At 68.3% G+C, this 18,137-nt stretch carries 15 protein-coding genes; 8 read left to right on the forward strand and 7 right to left on the reverse strand.

What is annotated here, in order from left to right; all coding sequences use genetic code 11:
* Window positions 1-398 precede the first annotated feature (398 nt).
* Window positions 399-1,253 carry an RDD family protein gene (locus E3N94_RS00005; protein WP_134343288.1) on the reverse strand — a complete coding sequence of 285 codons (855 nt, stop codon included), beginning with the start codon at window positions 1,251-1,253 and terminating at the stop codon, window positions 399-401.
* 17 nt (window positions 1,254-1,270) lie between these two features.
* Here E3N94_RS00005 and E3N94_RS00010 point away from each other — a divergent pair, with 17 nt between their 5' ends.
* Window positions 1,271-2,266, forward strand: coding sequence for a stage II sporulation protein M (locus tag E3N94_RS00010; RefSeq protein ID WP_134373640.1), 996 nt, complete (start codon window positions 1,271-1,273; stop codon window positions 2,264-2,266).
* A gap of 3 nt (window positions 2,267-2,269) precedes the next feature.
* On the opposite strand, the gene E3N94_RS00015 is transcribed toward E3N94_RS00010, so the two are convergent.
* From E3N94_RS00015 to E3N94_RS00035, 5 genes are read right to left on the reverse strand one after another with little or no spacing between them, the layout of a single operon-like run.
* Complete coding sequence (locus E3N94_RS00015) at window positions 2,270-3,577, reverse strand: DUF58 domain-containing protein (RefSeq protein ID WP_104099839.1); 1,308 nt, start codon at window positions 3,575-3,577, stop codon at window positions 2,270-2,272.
* Window positions 3,578-4,546 (reverse strand): MoxR family ATPase, encoded by a 969-nt coding sequence (locus E3N94_RS00020; RefSeq protein ID WP_134343285.1) that lies wholly within the window; start codon window positions 4,544-4,546, stop codon window positions 3,578-3,580.
* Entirely contained in the window at window positions 4,543-5,778 is a 1,236-nt protein-coding gene (locus tag E3N94_RS00025; protein WP_134401764.1) for a DUF4350 domain-containing protein, read from the reverse strand. The genes E3N94_RS00020 and E3N94_RS00025 overlap by 4 nt, the downstream gene beginning before the upstream one ends.
* Entirely contained in the window at window positions 5,775-6,455 is a 681-nt protein-coding gene (locus E3N94_RS00030) for a DUF4129 domain-containing protein (protein ID WP_134401763.1), read from the reverse strand. The genes E3N94_RS00025 and E3N94_RS00030 overlap by 4 nt, the downstream gene beginning before the upstream one ends.
* Window positions 6,456-6,457: 2 nt before the next feature.
* Window positions 6,458-7,645 (reverse strand): hypothetical protein, encoded by a 1,188-nt coding sequence (locus E3N94_RS00035; RefSeq protein WP_134401762.1) that lies wholly within the window; start codon window positions 7,643-7,645, stop codon window positions 6,458-6,460.
* Between the two features lie 131 nt (window positions 7,646-7,776).
* On the opposite strand from E3N94_RS00035, the gene mtrA reads away from it, so the two are divergent.
* The 6 genes from mtrA (at window position 7,777) to secA (ending at window position 16,272) form a co-directional block, all read left to right on the forward strand.
* Window positions 7,777-8,457: an MtrAB system response regulator MtrA gene (gene mtrA, locus E3N94_RS00040; RefSeq protein ID WP_104099844.1), complete on the forward strand. Its 681-nt coding sequence runs from the start codon at window positions 7,777-7,779 to the stop codon at window positions 8,455-8,457.
* A gap of 7 nt (window positions 8,458-8,464) precedes the next feature.
* Window positions 8,465-10,114, forward strand: coding sequence for an MtrAB system histidine kinase MtrB (mtrB, locus tag E3N94_RS00045; protein ID WP_241977414.1), 1,650 nt, complete (start codon window positions 8,465-8,467; stop codon window positions 10,112-10,114).
* On the forward strand, window positions 10,107-11,789 hold the full coding sequence (locus E3N94_RS00050) for an LpqB family beta-propeller domain-containing protein (protein ID WP_166790017.1): 1,683 nt from the start codon (window positions 10,107-10,109) through the stop codon (window positions 11,787-11,789). The genes mtrB and E3N94_RS00050 overlap by 8 nt, the downstream gene beginning before the upstream one ends.
* Before the next feature lie 86 nt (window positions 11,790-11,875).
* A complete protein-coding gene (locus E3N94_RS00055; RefSeq protein WP_134343280.1) occupies window positions 11,876-12,556 on the forward strand; it encodes a phosphoribosyltransferase family protein in 681 nt (226 codons plus the stop codon).
* Between the two features lie 100 nt (window positions 12,557-12,656).
* Window positions 12,657-13,361, forward strand: coding sequence for a ribosome-associated translation inhibitor RaiA (gene raiA / locus E3N94_RS00060; RefSeq protein ID WP_104099847.1), 705 nt, complete (start codon window positions 12,657-12,659; stop codon window positions 13,359-13,361).
* 100 nt (window positions 13,362-13,461) lie between these two features.
* The gene (gene secA / locus E3N94_RS00065) at window positions 13,462-16,272 is read left to right on the forward strand and encodes a preprotein translocase subunit SecA (RefSeq protein WP_134343279.1); all 2,811 of its coding nucleotides are present in this window, start codon (window positions 13,462-13,464) and stop codon (window positions 16,270-16,272) included.
* Window positions 16,273-16,716: 444 nt separating this feature from the next.
* Here the strand turns inward: secA and E3N94_RS00070 are convergent, their stop codons facing one another.
* Window positions 16,717-17,157: an Rv3235 family protein gene (locus E3N94_RS00070; RefSeq protein WP_233191219.1), complete on the reverse strand. Its 441-nt coding sequence runs from the start codon at window positions 17,155-17,157 to the stop codon at window positions 16,717-16,719.
* A gap of 238 nt (window positions 17,158-17,395) precedes the next feature.
* On the opposite strand from E3N94_RS00070, the gene E3N94_RS00075 reads away from it, so the two are divergent.
* Window positions 17,396-18,061, forward strand: coding sequence for a hypothetical protein (locus E3N94_RS00075; protein ID WP_241973022.1), 666 nt, complete (start codon window positions 17,396-17,398; stop codon window positions 18,059-18,061).
* Window positions 18,062-18,137 lie beyond the last annotated feature (76 nt).

Below are 18,137 nucleotides of genomic sequence, written 5' to 3' on the forward strand. Positions count from 1 at the left end.
CTCAGCGCCGATGGTACTGCAGGGGGGACCCTGTGGGAGAGTAGGACACCGCCGGACTCAACGTAGCAACACACACAATGGCCACCCCAACGGGTGGCCATTGTGCGTTAACCACCACCACCGCCCCGCCCGGTGGCCACCAACAGCAACGCCCCCGCCCCATCCACCCCGCGGCGCACATCCAGCAGCGGTCGTGGCCAACTCAGGAGATCCAGCCGGGCCGTGCCGGGCATCCGCACCAATGCCGCACTAACCCGCGGCGGCCGTCTACTGCGGGCAACAGATGTCCTGAGTTTGCCACACACACACGGGCCCTGGTGCGAGGGCGCCCCGCGGGCGGCAGCGCCACATTCTTCGTCGGATACGTCGCGGGAACGGCCGGGGAGAGGTCCGTTGCCCTACCGCTGGGGGAAACCGTGCGGGAGGCTATGCAGAATGGGCTGAAGACGGTCGAGACGCTCCCGCTCGAGCTTCAGCGCCGTGGACTCCCGGCTTCGGCGCACCGCGGCGACCCCGGCCAGGAAGACCTCCGCCGGGACCTCTGGCTTCGGCGACACGAACGGGGCGGCCTCGGTGGACAGGCTGTCTGCGAGGCGCAGCCGCGTAGCCGGAGTCAGCTTGTCGGCCTGGCGGAGAAACTGCGCGATGCGGCGGGACAGGCGATCGGGGAGACGCACAATGTCGACCGTCTGCGCCCAGGCCTCGAGCACGGGCGGCAGCGGGACGGTTCGATCAGTGAGGCGGGGCACCCGCTCGTGCTGGCTGTACGTGCCGGCCAGCAGGTCGCCCAGGCGTTTGGACTTGCTGTTCAGAAGCGCAGTGGTGGCGGCGATGCCGCCGAACGTCAAGTAGATCTCGATGATGCCCAGCAGGGCGCGGATGAACGCGTGGCGCAGCTGGATCGCGCCGCCGTCGTCGCGAACGATGCGGGCGCCGATGGCGAGCTTGCCCAGGGACCGTCCGCCGCTGGCCGTTTCGACGGCCATCGGCACGATGAGCAGGCAGACCACTAGGCCTGCGATCCCGAGCGCCCGTCCGAGTGCGTCGTCGATTGCCACGCCCGTGAGGCCGGCCACAAGAAAGGCCACCCCCAGGAAGAGGAGGATGTAGGCAACATAATCGATGATCGTTCCGGCGGCGCGCAGGATGATGCTGGCCGCCCTTACATCGAGGGCAACGGCCTCGCCGGTGACCAATTCCTGCTCGCTCCACGAATACTGGCCGTGATCGGCCACCTTGCCGGGCTGCTCCATGTCTACTATTAGAGCAGATGGACCTTGACGCATATTCAGCGGCGCACCGCGCCGAGTGGGACCGCCTGGCTGAGCTCGGTACGCAGCGGCGGCTCTCCGGCGCGCAGGCAGACGAGCTGATCGAGCGGTACCAGTCCGGCGCGACCCAGCTGTCGGCGATCAAGTCGACCGCCGGTTCGACGCTGGAGGGTGACCGGCTCTCGGTGGCGCTGTCCCGGGCGAGGCTGCGGTTCACGGGGGCGAGCGCGAACGTTGTTTCCCAGATCCCGAGCTTTTTCGTGCTGCAGTTGCCAGCCGCCCTCTACCGCCTACGGTGGCTGACCCTTGCCGTGGCGGTAGTGACGATTGTGGTCGCGGGCCTCTACGGTTTCTGGATCTCCGGCAACCCTGAGGCCCTGGCCGCCGTCGGCTCCGACGCCGAGCTGCAGAAACTCGTCAACGAGGATTTCGTCAACTACTATTCGGAGAATCCCGCGGCATCCTTCACCGGCTTGGTCTGGACCAATAACGCGTGGATCGCCGCCCAGGCCATCGCCTTTGGGATCCTCGGCGTCTACGTACCCTACATCGTGCTGCAGAACGCGCAGAACGTCGGCATCACGGCCGCAGTCATGTTCGCCTACGGCAAGGGCGACGTGTTCTTCCTGTACATTGCACCGCACGGCATGCTCGAACTGACCGCTATTTTCGTGGCCGCGGCAGGTGGACTGCGCATCTTCTGGGCCTGGATCGCCCCGGGGGCCCGCACTCGCGCGCAGGCTTTGGCCGAGGATGCCCGCGCCCTCTCGACGGTGGCCATTGGTCTGGTCTTCGTGCTCTTCGTCTCCGGGGTGATCGAGGGTTTCGTCACCCCGGCCCCGTGGCCGTGGCCGGTGAAGATCGGGATCGGCGCGGCCGCCCTCCTCGCCTTCCTCGCCTACATGCTCGTGCTCGGCCGGCGTGCCGTGCGGGCGGGTGAGACCGGCGACCTGGCCGAATTCGAGGCCGGCAGCACTCGGATCTACGCGGCCTAGCGCCTAGAGCCGGCCGGCGGCCTTGAGCGCGATATAGCGGTCGGCCAGTGCGGGTGGCAGGTCGGCGGGGGAGCCGGTGACGACCTCGGCGCCCTGGCGTCGGATGGCGGCCGAGACCCTGGCCACGTCGAGCAGTGCCCGTTCGGCGGCCGCCGCCCGGTAGATCTCCTCCCGGTTGCCGCGCGGGCGCGTGGCCTCCAGGGTGGTTGGGTCGGTGACGGATGCGACGATCACGGTGTTTCTGCGGGTCAACTGGGGGAGCACCGACAGCAGGGCGCTCGAGGCTCCGGCCGCGTCGATCGACGTGATCAGTACGACCAAGGCCCGGCGGCTCGTCACCGCGCGCACCTCCCCGGGAACGGCCGACCAGTCAGTCTCGATCAGCTCCGGTTCGATCAGGGCCATGGTGTCGACCATGCGCGAAAGGAGCTCCGCTCCCTGCGCACCCTGCACGCGGCCGCGCACCCGACGGTCGTAGGCGATGAAGTCCACGTGGTCGCCGGCCCCGGCCGCCAGCGCGGCGAGCAGCAGCGACGCCTCGAAAGCCGTGTCGAGGCGCGGCTCGTCGTCGATGCGCGCGGCCGAGGTGCGGCCGCTGTCGATCAGGATGACCACCCGGCGGTCCCTTTCGGGGCGCCAGGTGCGCACCATGACGTCGTTGTGCCGGGCCGTGGCCCGCCAGTCGATCGAGCGTACGTCGTCTCCGCGCACGTATTCGCGAATGGAGTCGAACTCGGTGCCCTGGCCGCGCACGAGCAGGCTGGTGCGCCCGTCGAGCTCCTTGAGTCGGGTCATGCGCGACGGCAGGTGCTTGCGCGAGTTGAAGGGCGGGAGCACCCGAATCTGGCCCGGTGCCCGGAGGGTGGCCTGACGGGCCCACAGCCCGAGCGGCCCGAACGAGCGCACCGTGACCTGGTCCACCCGGCGTTCACCGCGCCGGGTGGGCGTCATTCGCAGCGACACCAGCCGTCGTTCGCCAGGAGGCAGCACCAGCGGCGTGCGGTTGTTGCCCGTCCCGGCTGACGGCTGCCAGGCATCCCGCACCACCATGGTCAGTCGTCGACCCCCGGTGTTGGTCAGGTACAGGTCGCTCGTCACGCTTTCGCCCAGGCGCACCCGGGAGGGCATGCTGCGGGAGAGCACGATCTTCCGCGGCGATCCGGCCTGGGCCAGGTCCAGGATGCCGAGACCCACCAGGGCGAGCACCCATAGTCCCAGCACGGCCGTCGCCATCCCCGGGGTACTCCCGAGTATCACGATCGGCACGACGCCGAGCGCGAGGAGGGCAACGAACCGACCGGTGAGCGTCACTTAGATCGGCACCTGCACCTGGGCGAGCACGGCACGCAGGATCGCGTCCACGGACACGCCCTCGAGTTCCGCCTCCGGCCGCAGCTGCACGCGGTGCCGCCAGACCGGCAGCACCATCGCCTGCACATGGTCGGGGGTGATCGAGTCATAGCCGCTCAGCCAGGCCCACGCCTTGGCCGCGGCGAGGAGCGCGGTCGTGCCGCGCGGGCTGACGCCGAGCTTGACCGACGGGCTGCTTCTCGTTGCGCGGGCCAGGTCGACGATGTAGGCGAGAACGTCCGGACTGGCGCCCACGGATGCCACGGCGGCCTGGGCCGTCTTCAGCTCCTCCGCGCCGAGAACCGCGGTGACGCCCGCACCGGCCAGATCGCGGGGGTTGAAGCCCTCAGCGTGGCGCCGCAGCACCTCGAATTCCGCGTCGCGCTCCGGCACGTCGAGCACGAGCTTGAGCAGGAACCGGTCGAGCTGGGCCTCGGGCAGCGTGTAGGTGCCCTCATATTCGATCGGGTTCATGGTCGCCGCGACGATGAACGGGTCCGGTAGCGGGAGGGAGCGCCCGTCGACGCTGACCTGGCGTTCCTCCATCGCCTCAAGGAGGGCCGACTGGGTTTTCGGCGGGGTGCGGTTGATCTCGTCGGCCAGCAGGATGTTGGTGAAGACGGGGCCCTTGCGGAACTCGAAGTTGCCCACCCGGGCGTCGTAGACGAGTGAGCCGGTCACGTCGCCCGGCATCAGGTCCGGCGTGAACTGCACCCGTTTCGTCTCCAGGCTGAGCGAGTGGCTCAGGGACCGCACCAGGAGGGTCTTGGCGACGCCCGGCACACCCTCGAGCAGCACGTGGCCGCGGGCGAGCAGCGCGATGATCAGCCCGGTTACCGCGCCGTCCTGTCCGACGACGGCCTTGCCGACCTCGGTACGGACTTGGGCGAGGGAGCCTCGCAGGGTATCGACAGGGGTATGAGTGCTCATGAGTCCATTCTTCCGGGTGGCAGGGGCGTGGTCGCGCGGGCCGTGGCCCGCTCAATTTCCTGGATGCGGTCGGAGAGGGCGACGAGATCGGAGTCGGATGCCGGAACGGCGTCCACCAGCACGGTCCGAACGTCGGCCGGCGGCCGGTCGACCACGGTGGCCACCATGGCGATCACATCGTCGAGGCTCGCCAGCCGCGACAACCCGACCTGGCCGGCAAGGCGCTGCACGGCGCCCACCCGCAGTGCGTCGAGGGCGCGCAGACGGGCGTTGCTGCGCGCGTAGAGCCGGGCCCGTCCTTCCATCGTCTCGCTGGCCCGCACGGTGACCGGCAGGTTCTCGGCGACGAGAGGCCCGAAGCGCCGCCCACGCCAGACGGCCGCGGCCACGGTGACCAGCACCAGCAGGATCAGGGTCGGGGTAACCCAACCGGGCGTCAGTTCGCCGAGCGACGGCGTTCCGGTTCCCGGCACATCGGCGATCGTGGGCAGGTACCAGACGAGGTCGTCCCCCGCGCCCAGCAGGTTGAGTGCGAGAGCGGCATTGCCGGCCTGGCCGATCTTCTCGTTGCTGAACAGGGTGCCGTCGGCGAGCAGGGTGAGGGTCCGGTCGGCGGTTGCCTGTTCGACCAGGGCGAAGGCGTTCTCTCCCGAGGTGAAGCATCCGCTCAGCTCGGCGTCGTCGGCCGGGATCGTGAGTGTGGAGCCGCCGGGGGAGAGCTTGTCGGCCTTGACCGCGGCCGCGACCGTGCAGGCGGCACGGGACACCGCGGTCTGGGACACGCCGCCGAAGCCCACCGAGGGGATCAGCGTCTGCAGCGCCAGGAAATCGGGGGAGGCCACCACCGTGCGCGGGGCCAGGGCGGACATCGCGCTCAGCTGGTCGTCGGTGAGGTAGCCGCTCTCGTCGAAGAAGAACACGGTGGAGTTGGCGGCGGCGCCGGCCAGGCTCCGCGCCTCCGCGAGGGTGTCGGCGGCGGTGACGTTGACACCCTGTCGGCGGAGTACCTCGACGAGCGCCCGCGCGCCGGCTGGGGCCGCGCTGTCGGCCCCGAGGGGCTTACCGCCCACGCCGCCGCCCGCAGCGAGGACGGTGCTGACGACGGCGACGATCAGTGCGCTGACGCCGGCGAGCAGCCAGTACCGCGCCCGGCGTCCGGCTTCGCGCAGGGTTGGTGTGGAGGAGACGGCGTTTTCGGCCGACTGTGAGGCCGTTTCGATGAGAAGACTCATGGCTTCTTCGTCGGGGCTGGGTCCTCGAGGTGCGGCGGCCGGGCGGCCCGCAGGTCGCTCTCGAGCGCCGCCAGGGCCAGGAAGCGCTGCTCGGTGCCGTCGACCCCCAGGTAGCGCACCCCGTCGAAGAGCTCGGCCGCCTCGCTCAGTCGCACCCGTTCGCCGGGAAAGGCCTCGGCGGCCCGCGCCGCGAAGGAGTGCGCGGTGGTGCCCGGCGTCACGATCAGGATGGTGCGCTCGGACAGTCCGCGCGCCAGCGCCCGGAACATCTCGGCACTCGCCAGGTTCCAGTCCCGGTGGGAGGCGGCGGCCAGCGCGGCACGACGCAGGTCGACGGCGCCGCGACGGTCGTCGACGCCGAAGAGGTCGGACGCGAGCCGGCTGCGCCGGTTGAGCCGGGGCAGGCCGAAAATGAGGAGGGCGGCGACGACCAGGACCACCACGGCCACGGTCAGGAGCAGGGGCACCCAGGCGGCGAAACCGTCGGCCGAGGGCGCGGTGAGGGAGGCGAACCAGTCCAGAATCGATGTCGACAACCGGTCGAACCAGGTGGGCTTGGCGGCCTCGTACGGAGCCTTGGCCAGCTCTTCCCGCAGCCACTTCCGCGCTTCGGGCGCGCCGGGATCGACCGGTATCGCCGCCCGGATCACCGTGTGGATGTGCGACCCTGCGATCATGCTCAGGCAGTCTCCGAGGCGTGTGCCGGCTTCGACCGGTAGGGGTCTAGACCGGCGCCGGCGGCCGATTCGACGAATCGGGCCAGCTCGAGGTCGAGGCCTTCCTTGCGCATCCGCAGATCGATGTAGATCAGGGCGGTCGCGGCCGACTGCACCACGGCTGCTACGGCGCCGAGCACCAGGCCGATGAGGATGGTCAGAACGTACAGGATCACTGACGGGAGGTACGCATCGAAGGCGGCGTTCGGGTCGACCACGGAGATGGCGGCACCGAACAGGAGCGACAGCGGCGTCGTCACAATCTGGGAGACGACGTTCACGACCGTCGCGACCAAGAACTGCACGCCGAACGTGCGCCAGAAGTAGCCGCGGGTCAGCGACCAGGACCGCCCCACCGCCGCCCGGATGCCGAGCCGTTCCAACACGATCATGCTCGGCACGAGCGAGGTCTTCGTGAACAGCCAGATGCCGAGCGCGAGAAGGGCGACCGTACCGAGGATGCCGGTGACCACCGCCAGACCCACGCCCGCTCCGCCGAGGGAGGCGAAGAACACCACCAGTCCGGCCACGAGGGCGATGGCCGCAATCAGGGCCGAACTCAGCATCAGGGTCCAGAGCACCAGCGGCCAGAGGCGTGGCAGCACGGCGCGCCACAGGGCGCCCAGCCGCAGCTTCTCTCCGAGCGTGGCCCGGGCCACCTCGATCACGATGACGCCCTGCAACAGAGCGGATGCGACCACCGCCAGAGCCAGCGGCACGATGGCCGAGAGCACAATGCTGAGGGTCGCGCCGGCCTCGAGCGCGTCGCGGTCCTCCAGTGGAGAGTTCTCCACCCGTGCGAGCGCGAAGTAGGAGACCAGACCCACGATGACGACGGCGATCAGGGCGACGCCCGCCTGAACGAGCAGCGCGCTGCCGAAGGTCGCCTTCGGGTTGCGACGCAGAACCTGGAACGGCGCCCACAGCAGGGTTCCGAAACCCAGCGGGCGCAGAGGGATCAGTCCCGGTCTGGGTGGCGGCGTCCAGGTCGGTGGGGGACCCCAGACCGGCGGCGTATTCGCGCCGGGAGCAGCGGTCGGTTTTGCCGGGGGCACAAAACCGGCGGGCGCGAGGGGCGGTTTTTGCTCGTCGCCGACCGGGATGCTGCGCCCGTCATCGGTCGGGGAGTGCCAGTTCTGCGGGTCGGTCACGAAACCTATGCTGGCATACCTCGGTGTGGAATGAGCGCGTTGAGCTTTCCTGCGGCGCCGTCGACTACTCTTGAGCCAGTGATTGCATGACTCACCGGGGTATTTTGGGTGACTGAGTGGAAAACGGTTTGATGAACGCACGCATTTTAGTCGTAGACGACGACACCGCGCTGGCCGAGATGATCGGCATAGTGCTGCACGCGGAGAGCTTCGAGCCGGTCTTCTGCGCCGACGGCTCCCTGGCCCTGGAGGTCTTTCGCGCCGTCAAGCCCGATCTGGTCCTGCTGGACCTGATGCTGCCCGGCCTCGACGGCATCGAGGTCTGCAGCCTGATCCGCGCCGAATCCGGCACGCCCATCATCATGCTGACCGCGCGAACCGACACGACGGATGTCGTGAAGGGCCTCGAGTCCGGCGCTGACGATTACATGGTCAAGCCGTTCAACCCGAAGGAACTGGTCGCCCGGATCCGCACGCGCCTGCGCCCGATTTCATCGGAGACCCCCGCCAACCTGCAGATCGGGGACCTGGTCGTCGATGCCGCCGGGCACGAGGTGCGGCGCGGTTCGCGGCAGATCAACCTCACCCCGCTCGAATTCGACCTGCTGCTGGCACTTGCGTCCAAGCCCCAGCAGGTCTTTACCCGGGAAATGCTCCTGGAGCAGGTCTGGGGCTACCACTACAAGGCGGACACCCGCCTCGTCAACGTGCACGTGCAGCGTTTGCGCGCCAAGGTCGAAGACGACCCGGACAACCCGCGCATCGTCATGACGGTGCGCGGGGTCGGCTATCGGGCCGGCGCGGCCGGCTAGGTTCCTCGTGTTCGGTGGCACCGGTAACGACCGCAGCGTGTGGCGGGACTGGCGGGACTGGCGGGACTGGCCGGCCAGGATCGGCGGACTGTGGCGTTCCTCGCTGCAGTTCCGCACGGTGACCATCACGGTGGCGCTGTCCGGGGTGGCCATCATGGTGGTCGGGGTCTACATCTCCGCGAGTGTGGGCAACGACCTGTTTCAATCAAGACTGAACCAGGTGCTCGTCGACTCGAACCGGGCCACGACCGCCGCCCAGGGCATCTTCGACGCCTCCGACGCCGCGGACCGGGTGGAGGTGCAGACCCTGGTGGGCTCCGCCCGCACCCTGATTACCGCGGCATCCTCGTCCCAGATGATCGCCATCTTCCGGTCTCCCGGGCAGGACGCCTCCACTGTGGCGCCGCAGGACTCCTCGTCATTCGGTGATTCGACCGGCGTGATCACGCCCGCTCTCCGCCTCCAGGTGCAGGAGAAAGCCGGGGAGCAGTTTTGGCAGTCGGTGACGCTTGCGACGGATGACGGCGCGCTGGTTCCCGGCATCGTCGTCGGTTCCCAGCTCACCGTGCCGGTCGCCGGCCGGTACGAGCTGTACATCGGGTACAGCCTGGCCGACGCCGAGGCAACCCTGGCTTTCGTGCAGCGAACCCTCGGCATCGCCGGCCTGGTGCTGATCCTTCTGATCGGTGGCGTGACCTGGATTGTAGTGCGCTTCGTGGTCACCCCGATCCGCGTGGCCGCGGCCACCAGCGCGCGGCTGGCCTCCGGTGACCTCGGCGTGCGCATCCCGGAAAAAGGTGAAGACGTCATCGCGACGCTGGCCCGTTCCTTCAACGGCATGGCGGACAGCCTGCAGAGCCAGATCAAGGAACTCGCCGACCTGTCCGAGGTGCAGCAGCGCTTCGTGTCGGACGTCTCGCACGAGCTGCGCACCCCGCTGACGACGATCCGGTTGGCCGGCGACGTTCTCTATGACCACCGTGCCACGTTCCCGCCGGCGGTCGAACGCACGGCCGAGCTCCTGCACACGCAGGTCGAGCGCTTCGAGCTGCTGCTGAGCGACCTGCTCGAGATCAGCAAATACGACGCCGGGTCGGTGCAGCTGGAGACTGAGCCCACGAACCTGGTGCACCTGGCCGAGGACGCCATCGAAGGGTTGCGCTCGCTCGGCGACTCCAAGGGCACGGTGCTGACCCTGGTGGCACCGGGCGGGCACCTCGACGCGGACGTCGATCCCCGCCGCATCCGCCGCATCATGCACAACCTGATCGGCAATGCCATCGAGCACGGAGAGGGCAAGCCGATCATCGTGTCCGTCGACAGCAACGAGAGCGCGGTGGCCCTGTCGGTGCGCGACTACGGCATGGGTATGAGCCAGGCCGAGATGGCCCACGTTTTCGACCGGTTCTGGCGGGCCGACCCGTCGCGCAAGCGCACCATCGGCGGCACCGGCCTCGGCCTGTCGATCTCCCTCGAAGACGCCGTCGTGCACGGCGGCTGGCTGCAGGTCTGGTCGCACCCGGGGGAGGGGTCGTGCTTCCGGCTAACCCTGCCGCGCAGCGCGAACGGAACGCTGTCGAGCTCGCCGAGCCCGCTGCCCCCGGCCGATGCAGGCGGCGGCACGGCCGCCGGAGAAACGGGAGGGCACTATGCGTAGTCGAACCCGGATGTTCGCTGGCCTGGTCGCGCTCGCGGTGGCCCTGACCGGATGCGCGGGAATCCCGCGCGACGGAGGCGTGCGCGCGGGGCAGACCGTGCAGCCCGGCGCCACCCCGGCACCCGTGTTCCTGCCCTCGCGACCGCAGAAGGACGCCACCCCCGAGGCGATCCTGCGCGGCTTCATCGACGCGGCGACGAGCCCCGACAACGACTACGCGATAGCGCGGGAGTTCCTGGCTCCGAACTACAGCAGCTCCTGGGAGCCCGACTCCGGGGTGACCATCGACGACGCCACCGGGCGCAGCACCGTCTCCGTCGGCGAGGGTCAGATGCAGTTCTCGGTGAATCCGGTCGCCGAGGTGGATGAGCGCGGCGAGTACCGCGAGGTCGAGTCGCCCACCGCGGTGGCGTTGCGCTACCAGTTCGTGCAGGTCGGCGGCCAGTGGCGCATCGGCGCGGCCCCGAACGGCACGGTCGTCGATCGGAATATCTTTCAAGATGTCTTCACCGCCCAGGCGCTCTACTTCTTCGACCCGGGCTTCAGCTACCTGGTGCCCGATCTGCGCTGGTACCCGCGCAGTGGGGCTACTCTGACGAAGATCGTCAACGGACTGCTCGACGGCCCGAGCCCCTGGTTCACCGGAGCCGTCGTGACGGCGTTCCCCGACGGCACCAAGCTCACCGCCGATGCCGTGCAGGTCATCGCCAGGGATGCCAAGGTCGACCTCAACAGCGAAGCGCTGAACGCCGACCGGGTCACCCTGCAGCGAATGAAGGCCCAACTGTCCAACAGCCTTCCGCCCGGGCTGTCCGCCACCATCACCGTCAACCGCAACCTGCAGGACATCGCCGAGTTGAGTGCGAACGCCCCGACCGCGAATTCCCGCGTCGACGCCCGGGCGCTGATCCTGCGCGAGGGCGAATTCGGATTCCTGGCGGCAAGCGGTTCCTCGATCAGCCCGATCGCCGGATTGTCCGGCTCGATCGTCGCCCTGGACCCGACCTCCGTCACCCTCTCGCCCGGTCAGACCGCGGCCGCCGTGCTGACGGGAACGGGAGTGTACGGCGTCAGGGTCGGTGACGACCCGGTGCAGCTCGATCCCCGCCAGGGGTTGATCGCGCCTGCCATCGACAATTACGGCTTCGTCTGGTCGGTGCCCGCCGCCCGCCCCGGTGAACTGTTCGTGTACGGCCCGAACGGCGAAGCGACCGCCGTCCCTACACCGTGGCCGGAAGTCTCGGCGATCCAGTCGTTGCGCGTGTCGCGGGACGGCACTCGGCTGATCGCCCTGCTCCAGTCGGGCAAGGACAGCCGATTTGTCGTCAGCGCCATCACCCGGGACGAGAGCACCCCGGTCGCGCTGGGCGACGCGGTGCTTCTGGCCGCGCCGGGAGGCACGGCCGTGGACGCGGCCTGGATCGACGAACTCACCGTGGCCTGCCTGACCCGCCTCCCCAGCGGTGAGGGACGGATCGTGGCCTTGCAGCTGGGTGGACTCACCACGCGCCTCGAGTCCGCGCCGGACAGCGTCACCATGGTCGGCAGCAACAACCTGCGCGACCTGCGTGCGCTCTCGTCCACGGGCGGTCTCCTGGTGCAGCGCGGTGCCGGCTGGCAGGAACGACTCGGCGGTGTCACCCTCCTGGCCACCCAGCAGGGCATCGGCGGGTAGCCCCTCCACCGATCGTGCGGAAGCCGGTTCTGCACCGGTTCGAGCCCCGCGCCCGGGCCGGCCGGGCCTGGCCCCACGATGGCGGGATGCGCCCTCCAGCCGGCCTCTCCCGGGCTGCCCTCGACGCGTGGGCAGTTCTGATGCCCACCGAGTGCAGCGGCTGCGGCATGCCCGACCGGGCCCTGTGCGGGGTCTGCCGGGCAGCCCTGGCACCGCGGGCGCACAGCTCCGAACGATCGGGTGTCCTGGTGTGGTCCGCTTTGGACTACTCCGGCGTGGCCAGGCGGGTCCTGGGAGCGTTCAAGGACGGTGGCCGAACGGATGCCGCCGGCGCGCTGGCCGGTCCGCTCCGGGTCGCCGTGGCTGCGGCGCTGGCCACCATACCGGAGGGTGCCGGGGTGCACCTCGTGACCGTCCCCTCGTCACAGCAGGCGTGGCGCATCCGTGGCTATCACCCGGTGGAGCTGCTGCTCCGTCACTCGGGGCTCCGGCCGACTCGGTTGCTCCGTACCGTGGGCGAGACGCAGGACCAGGTCGGACTGGGCAGCGCAGAGCGAGGCCGGAATCGAACGGGTTCGCTGGTCGCGAACCGGTCGCTGTTCGGCCTCCGTATCCTGGTCGTCGACGACATCCTGACCACTGGGGCAACCGTGCTCGAGGTGCGACGTGCCCTGCTCGCTGCGGGCGGCGAGGTCGTCGGCGTGGCCACTCTGGCGGAAACACGGCGTCGTTTCCCCGTTGCCGAAAGTACATCGAAAACAGATTGACAAAAGGCTGTGACTTATCCGGCGCGCACGGCTACGGTGGGTCGTGAAGGCGCGTAATAATCGCCCAGATACGGGCGGTTCGCCAGATCTGGAGGTCGTCATGGAAATTAACATCGTTGGACGAAACCTAGGGATCACTGATCGTTTCCGCGAGTATGCCACCGAGAAGGCCGAGAAGGTCGCCGGTCTTGCCGAGAAGGCGCTGGCTCTCGAGATCAAGCTGAGTCGCCACCGGGAGAAGAACGGCGCCACGGGCAACGACCGGGTCGAACTGACCCTGATCGGCAAGGGGCCGATCGTTCGAGCCGAAGCCGACGGCTCCGACAAGTACGCGGCGTTCGACGTCGCCCTGGGGCGGTTGCTCGAACGGGTGCGCCGCGCCAAGGACCGCCAGAAGCTGCACCGCGGCGGGGCCCACCGTCCCATCTCGTTGCACGACGCGGCATCCGTCGATTTCAGCGTGGTCGACATCAAGCCGGCCGACGCCGAGGTGCTCGAGCGGGTGCGCACCGGAGCAATCCCCGTCGTGAACGCGGAGACGCCGGCAACCGAAGAACCGGACGACGTCTACAACCCCGTCGTCATCCGCCGCAAGGTTTTCGCGGCCGCACCGATGACCGTCGACGACGCCCTCTACTTCATGGAACTCGTCGGCCACGACTTCTACCTGTTCCAGGATGCCGTAACCAAGCGTCCGAGCGTCGTCTACCGTCGCAAGGGCTGGGACTACGGCGTGATCGAACTGGACGAGAACGCCGATGAGGCCGGGGAGGTCGTGCCGCCCTCTCGGGAGCGCAGCAACTGACCATCCAGCCTTGTTATAGTTGCCGCATGCCGGACGTTGTGAGCGTGCGGCAACGACGACAGGCGTGTGCACACGCCGTGACGACTAGTGGAGTGCATTCGTGGCCTCAATTCTGGAAAAAGTACTTCGTGTTGGTGAAGGGCGTCTGCTGCGCCGTCTCGAGCAGTATGCGAAGGCCACCAATGCGTTGGAAGATGACTTCAGCCACCTCACCGATGAGGAGTTGAAGAACGAGACCGTGGTGCTGCGTGAGCGCTACTCGGGCGGTGAGTCGCTGGACGACTTACTGCCCGAGGCGTTCGCCGCCGTGCGTGAAGCCTCGACCCGCACCCTGGGACTGCGCCACTTTGATGTGCAGCTGATGGGCGGGGCGGCCCTGCACCTCGGCAACATCTCCGAAATGAAGACCGGTGAGGGCAAGACCCTCGTGGCCACGACGGCGGCCTACCTGAACGCCATCACCAGCCGCGGCGTGCACATCATCACGGTCAACGATTACCTCGCCAGCTACCAGAGCGAGCTGATGGGTCGCGTGTTCCGTGCCCTCGGCATGACCACCGGCTGCATCCTGTCCGGCCAGACGCCGGCCCAGCGCCACGAGCAGTACCTGGCCGACATCACCTACGGCACGAACAACGAGTTCGGGTTCGACTACCTGCGCGACAACATGGCCTGGCAGTCCTCCGACATGGTGCAGCGCGGGCACTACTTCGCCATCGTCGATGAGGTCGACTCGATCCTGATCGACGAGGCGCGCACGCCCCTGATCATCTCCGGTCCTGCCTCCGGCGAGGCCAACCGTTGGTTCACCGAGTTCGCGAGCCTGTCGACCAAGCTCATCCCCGACGTCGACTTCGAGGTCGACGAGAAGAAGCGCACCGTGGGCGTGCTGGAACCCGGCATCGAAAAGGTCGAGGACTACCTCGGCATCGACAACCTCTACGAGTCCGCGAACACCCCGCTGATCTCCTTCCTGAACAATGCGATCAAGGCCAACGCCCTGTTCAAGAAAGACAAGGACTACGTCGTGATGAACGGCGAGGTGCTGATCGTCGATGAGCACACCGGGCGCATCCTGATGGGCCGTCGCTACAACGAGGGTATCCACCAGGCGATCGAGGCCAAGGAGGGCGTCGCGGTCAAGGCGGAGAACCAGACCCTGGCGACGGTCACCCTGCAGAACTACTTCCGGCTCTACTCGAAGCTGTCCGGCATGACCGGTACCGCGGAGACCGAGGCGGCCGAGTTCATGAGCACGTACAAGCTCGGCGTGGTGTCCATCCCCACGAACAAGCCGATGAAGCGCATCGACCAGTCAGACCTGATCTACAAGAACGAAGAGGCCAAGTTCGGCCAGGTCGTCGAGGATATCGTCGCCCGGCACGAGAAGGGGCAGCCGGTCCTGGTCGGCACGACGAGCGTCGAGAAGAGCGAATACCTGTCGCGCTTGCTCGCCAAGAAAGGCGTGCGGCACGAGGTGCTCAACGCCAAGAACCATGCCCGGGAGGCCGCGATCGTCGCGCAGGCCGGACGTCTGGGCTCGGTGACCGTCGCCACCAACATGGCCGGTCGAGGCACAGACGTCATGCTCGGCGGCAACGCCGAGTTCCTCGCCGTCGCCCAGATGAACGCGAAAGGCCTGAGCCCGGTCGAAACCCCCGAGGACTACGAGACCGCCTGGGACGACGTGTTCGACGCCGTCAAGGCCGAGGTCGCCGTGGAGGCCGCGAAGGTCGTCGACGCCGGCGGCCTCTACGTGCTCGGCACCGAACGGCACGAGTCGCGCCGCATCGACAACCAGCTGCGCGGTCGTAGCGGACGCCAGGGTGACCCGGGCGAGAGCCGCTTCTACCTGTCGCTGACCGACGACCTGATGCGCCTCTTCAACGCCGGGGCCGCCGAGAGCCTGATGGGCCGCCAGGGGATTCCCGATGACATGGCGATCGAATCCAAGGTCGTCAGTCGAGCCATCCGTAGCGCGCAGGCGCAGGTCGAGGGCCGCAACGCCGAGATCCGCAAGAACGTGCTCAAGTATGACGACGTTCTGAACCGTCAGCGCGAGGCGATCTACGGCGACCGCCGGCACATCCTGGAGGGCGACGACCTCCACGAGCGCACGCAGCGCTTCCTGGAAGACGTCGTCGACGAGGTCCTCGAGGTGCACACAGGCGAAGGCAACGGCGACGACTGGGACTTCGATGCCCTGTGGACCGAGCTCAAGACGCTGTACCCGGTGGGACTGACCATTGACGAGGTCGTCGCCGAGGCCGGCAACCGCGGCAAGATCAACCGCGACTTCATGCGCCGTGAGATTCTCTCGGATGCCAAGGTCGCTTACCTGCACCGAGAAGAGTCGCTGGGTTCACCGGCGATGCGTGAACTCGAGCGCCGCGTCGTCTTGTCGGTCATCGACCGCCGCTGGCGCGAGCACCTTTACGAGATGGACTATCTGAAGGACGGCATCGGCCTGCGCGCCATGGCCCAGCGCGACCCCCTGGTGGAGTACCAGCGCGAGGGCTTCGTCATGTTCCAGCAGATGATGGGCCAGATCCGCGAGGAGACCGTCGGTTTCCTGTTCAACCTCGAGGTCGAGGTCAGCCAGGCCCCCGGCGCCGTCGCCGGTCCCATCGTCGCCGCCAAGGGACTCGCCCCGGCCGCGGCCGCGGGTGAGAAGCTCAGCTACACCGCCCCGAGCGATTCGGGCGGAGTCGAAGTACGCAACCAGCGCGGACAGATCCAGCAGGCCGCTACCGACCGTGCCCGCCGGGCGAGCGCCGCGGCCCCCGCCGATGAAGCGGAGACGGACGTGGTGGCCGGACCGCCCCAGCGCGGCGCGTTCGGCCAGCGCGGCGACGACTCGAAGCCCGCTCCGGTCAATCGCTCCGAACGGCGCGCTCAGGGCAAGAAGTAGCCCGGTCAGGTCCGTGCGCCTTCATCGAACGATGGAGGCGCTCCCGGGGCCCAGAGCCGCCCGCACCGCGTGGATGCCGTTCATCACGGCGGGGCTCCGCGTCCGGTAAGCGAATTCGACGGAGATTCTTGGATGAAACTGCCTTTTCGGAGTTTTTAGGGTCGATTCCGGCGAAATCTCCGTCGAATTCGTTCGGGCTGCGCGGTGGAGTTCGACGGGGATCCGAACCGCTCGAGCGCTGCCGCGCATCCGGCGGGTCTTGTGGCCAGCATGGGAGAATCGACCCGCCGGGCCGGACCTCCGCGCTGGTCCCGCACTGGTCCGCAGCGGTCACACACGTTCGAGTCGCGTCGCGGTTTACTGCACGCCTACCTCGGCAGTGGGAACAATCCCCTTGCAGCGCGCCCCCGGGGCGAGGGCTCATTTCTCCCGCGGAGCCGGTTATCACAACACGTTGATAGCGCTGGCCCGCCAGCGTTGGTCCATTCCTTCCAGGCGCAGGGCCACGGCGCGAACGCGAACCTTACTGTGCACCATCACGACGGCCTCGATCACGCCGTCTCGCGGCTCGGAAATCGTGACCCGCCCGATCGTGAACGCGGGCCGCTGGGCCTTCTGCCCCTTGACGGCGCGCGCCCGTGCCGAGAGCACCACCCGTTTCAGCAGGTGCCGGTAAACGTCGTCGCTGACCCACCGGGCGAGCTGGTCGAGCTCTCGGGCGCCGGCAAGCACCTCGATCACGCAGCGGGTGAGGTTGATCAGCAGTGGCTCCGGGTCTGGCAGCTGGTCCCTGCTGCTCGGTTGGTGGCCGAAGAAGTCGTCCTGGACGAACTTGTTGTCCCTTGACCGGGGTTGGCGTGCCGGGGTGTTGGCTGGATCGCTCATGACTCCTCCGAGGTGCGTGAGTCCGCTGCCGGCGGCACACCTGCCGTGGCAATCGGGTGGTTCAAGGGGTTCGGGTGGATCCGGCGTGCGATGGAGCAGACATTCGGTGGAGCAGGTGTTGGCGAGGGTCAGGCACCCCCACGCGGGGGGTACGGGCCGTGCTCGACACTCAATCAGCCGGGGACGGTGGTGTCGAGTGCTTTTAAGACCTGTGGATAACCCGGGCAGGATGTTGGTCGTGCGGGCTAACTTCGGGACTGTGCGCTGGGACAACCTTTTCGACGACCTCGAGGGGCAGCTCGAACACGAGTTGCACGCCGAGGAGATCGACCTGCGCGCCGAAGAAGAACGGTTGCGGCTGGGTCGGCTGTCTCTGCGTAACCGATTGACCAACCTCGCGCGCACTCCCGCCGTCGCCGCAGATCCCCGGAAAGGATCAGAGCCCTGGACCGGGTCGGTCCCCGGTGCGGGTGTGCTGCGGATCGTGCTCGCGACGGGGGAGACGATCGCCGTGCGGCCGACCACATTCGGGCGGGATTGGCTGGCGGGTGACCTGCTGGACTCCGTCTCCGCCGGTTCCCAGTGCGTGCTCCCGCTGGCCGCCGTGGCCGGGGTCGTCCTGCGCCGGGGGGAGATCCCCGGATCGCTCGGCACCGAGCCCGAATCCGCAGCCCGGGTCGTGGACCGCATCGGCCTGGCGTTTGTGTTGCGAGACCTCTGCCGACGGCGCTCCAACTTGGAGGTGCACACCCGTGCGGGTGTGCTCCCCGGCACCATCGACCGGGTGGGCCGGGACCACATCGACCTGGCCCTGCACGCGCCGGGTACCCTGCGCCGCGAAGCGGAGGTGCACCAGTACCGCATCGTGCCGGTAGGCGAGATCCAGCTCGTACGGCTGCCCTAACCCTCTGGCCAAACCCTCTGCCCTAACCCTCTGGCCTAACCCTCTGGCCTAACCCTCTGGCCTAACCCTCTGGCCT

The organism is Cryobacterium sp. Sr3 (assembly GCF_004402835.1).
GTDB lineage: Bacteria > Actinomycetota > Actinomycetes > Actinomycetales > Microbacteriaceae > Cryobacterium > Cryobacterium sandaracinum.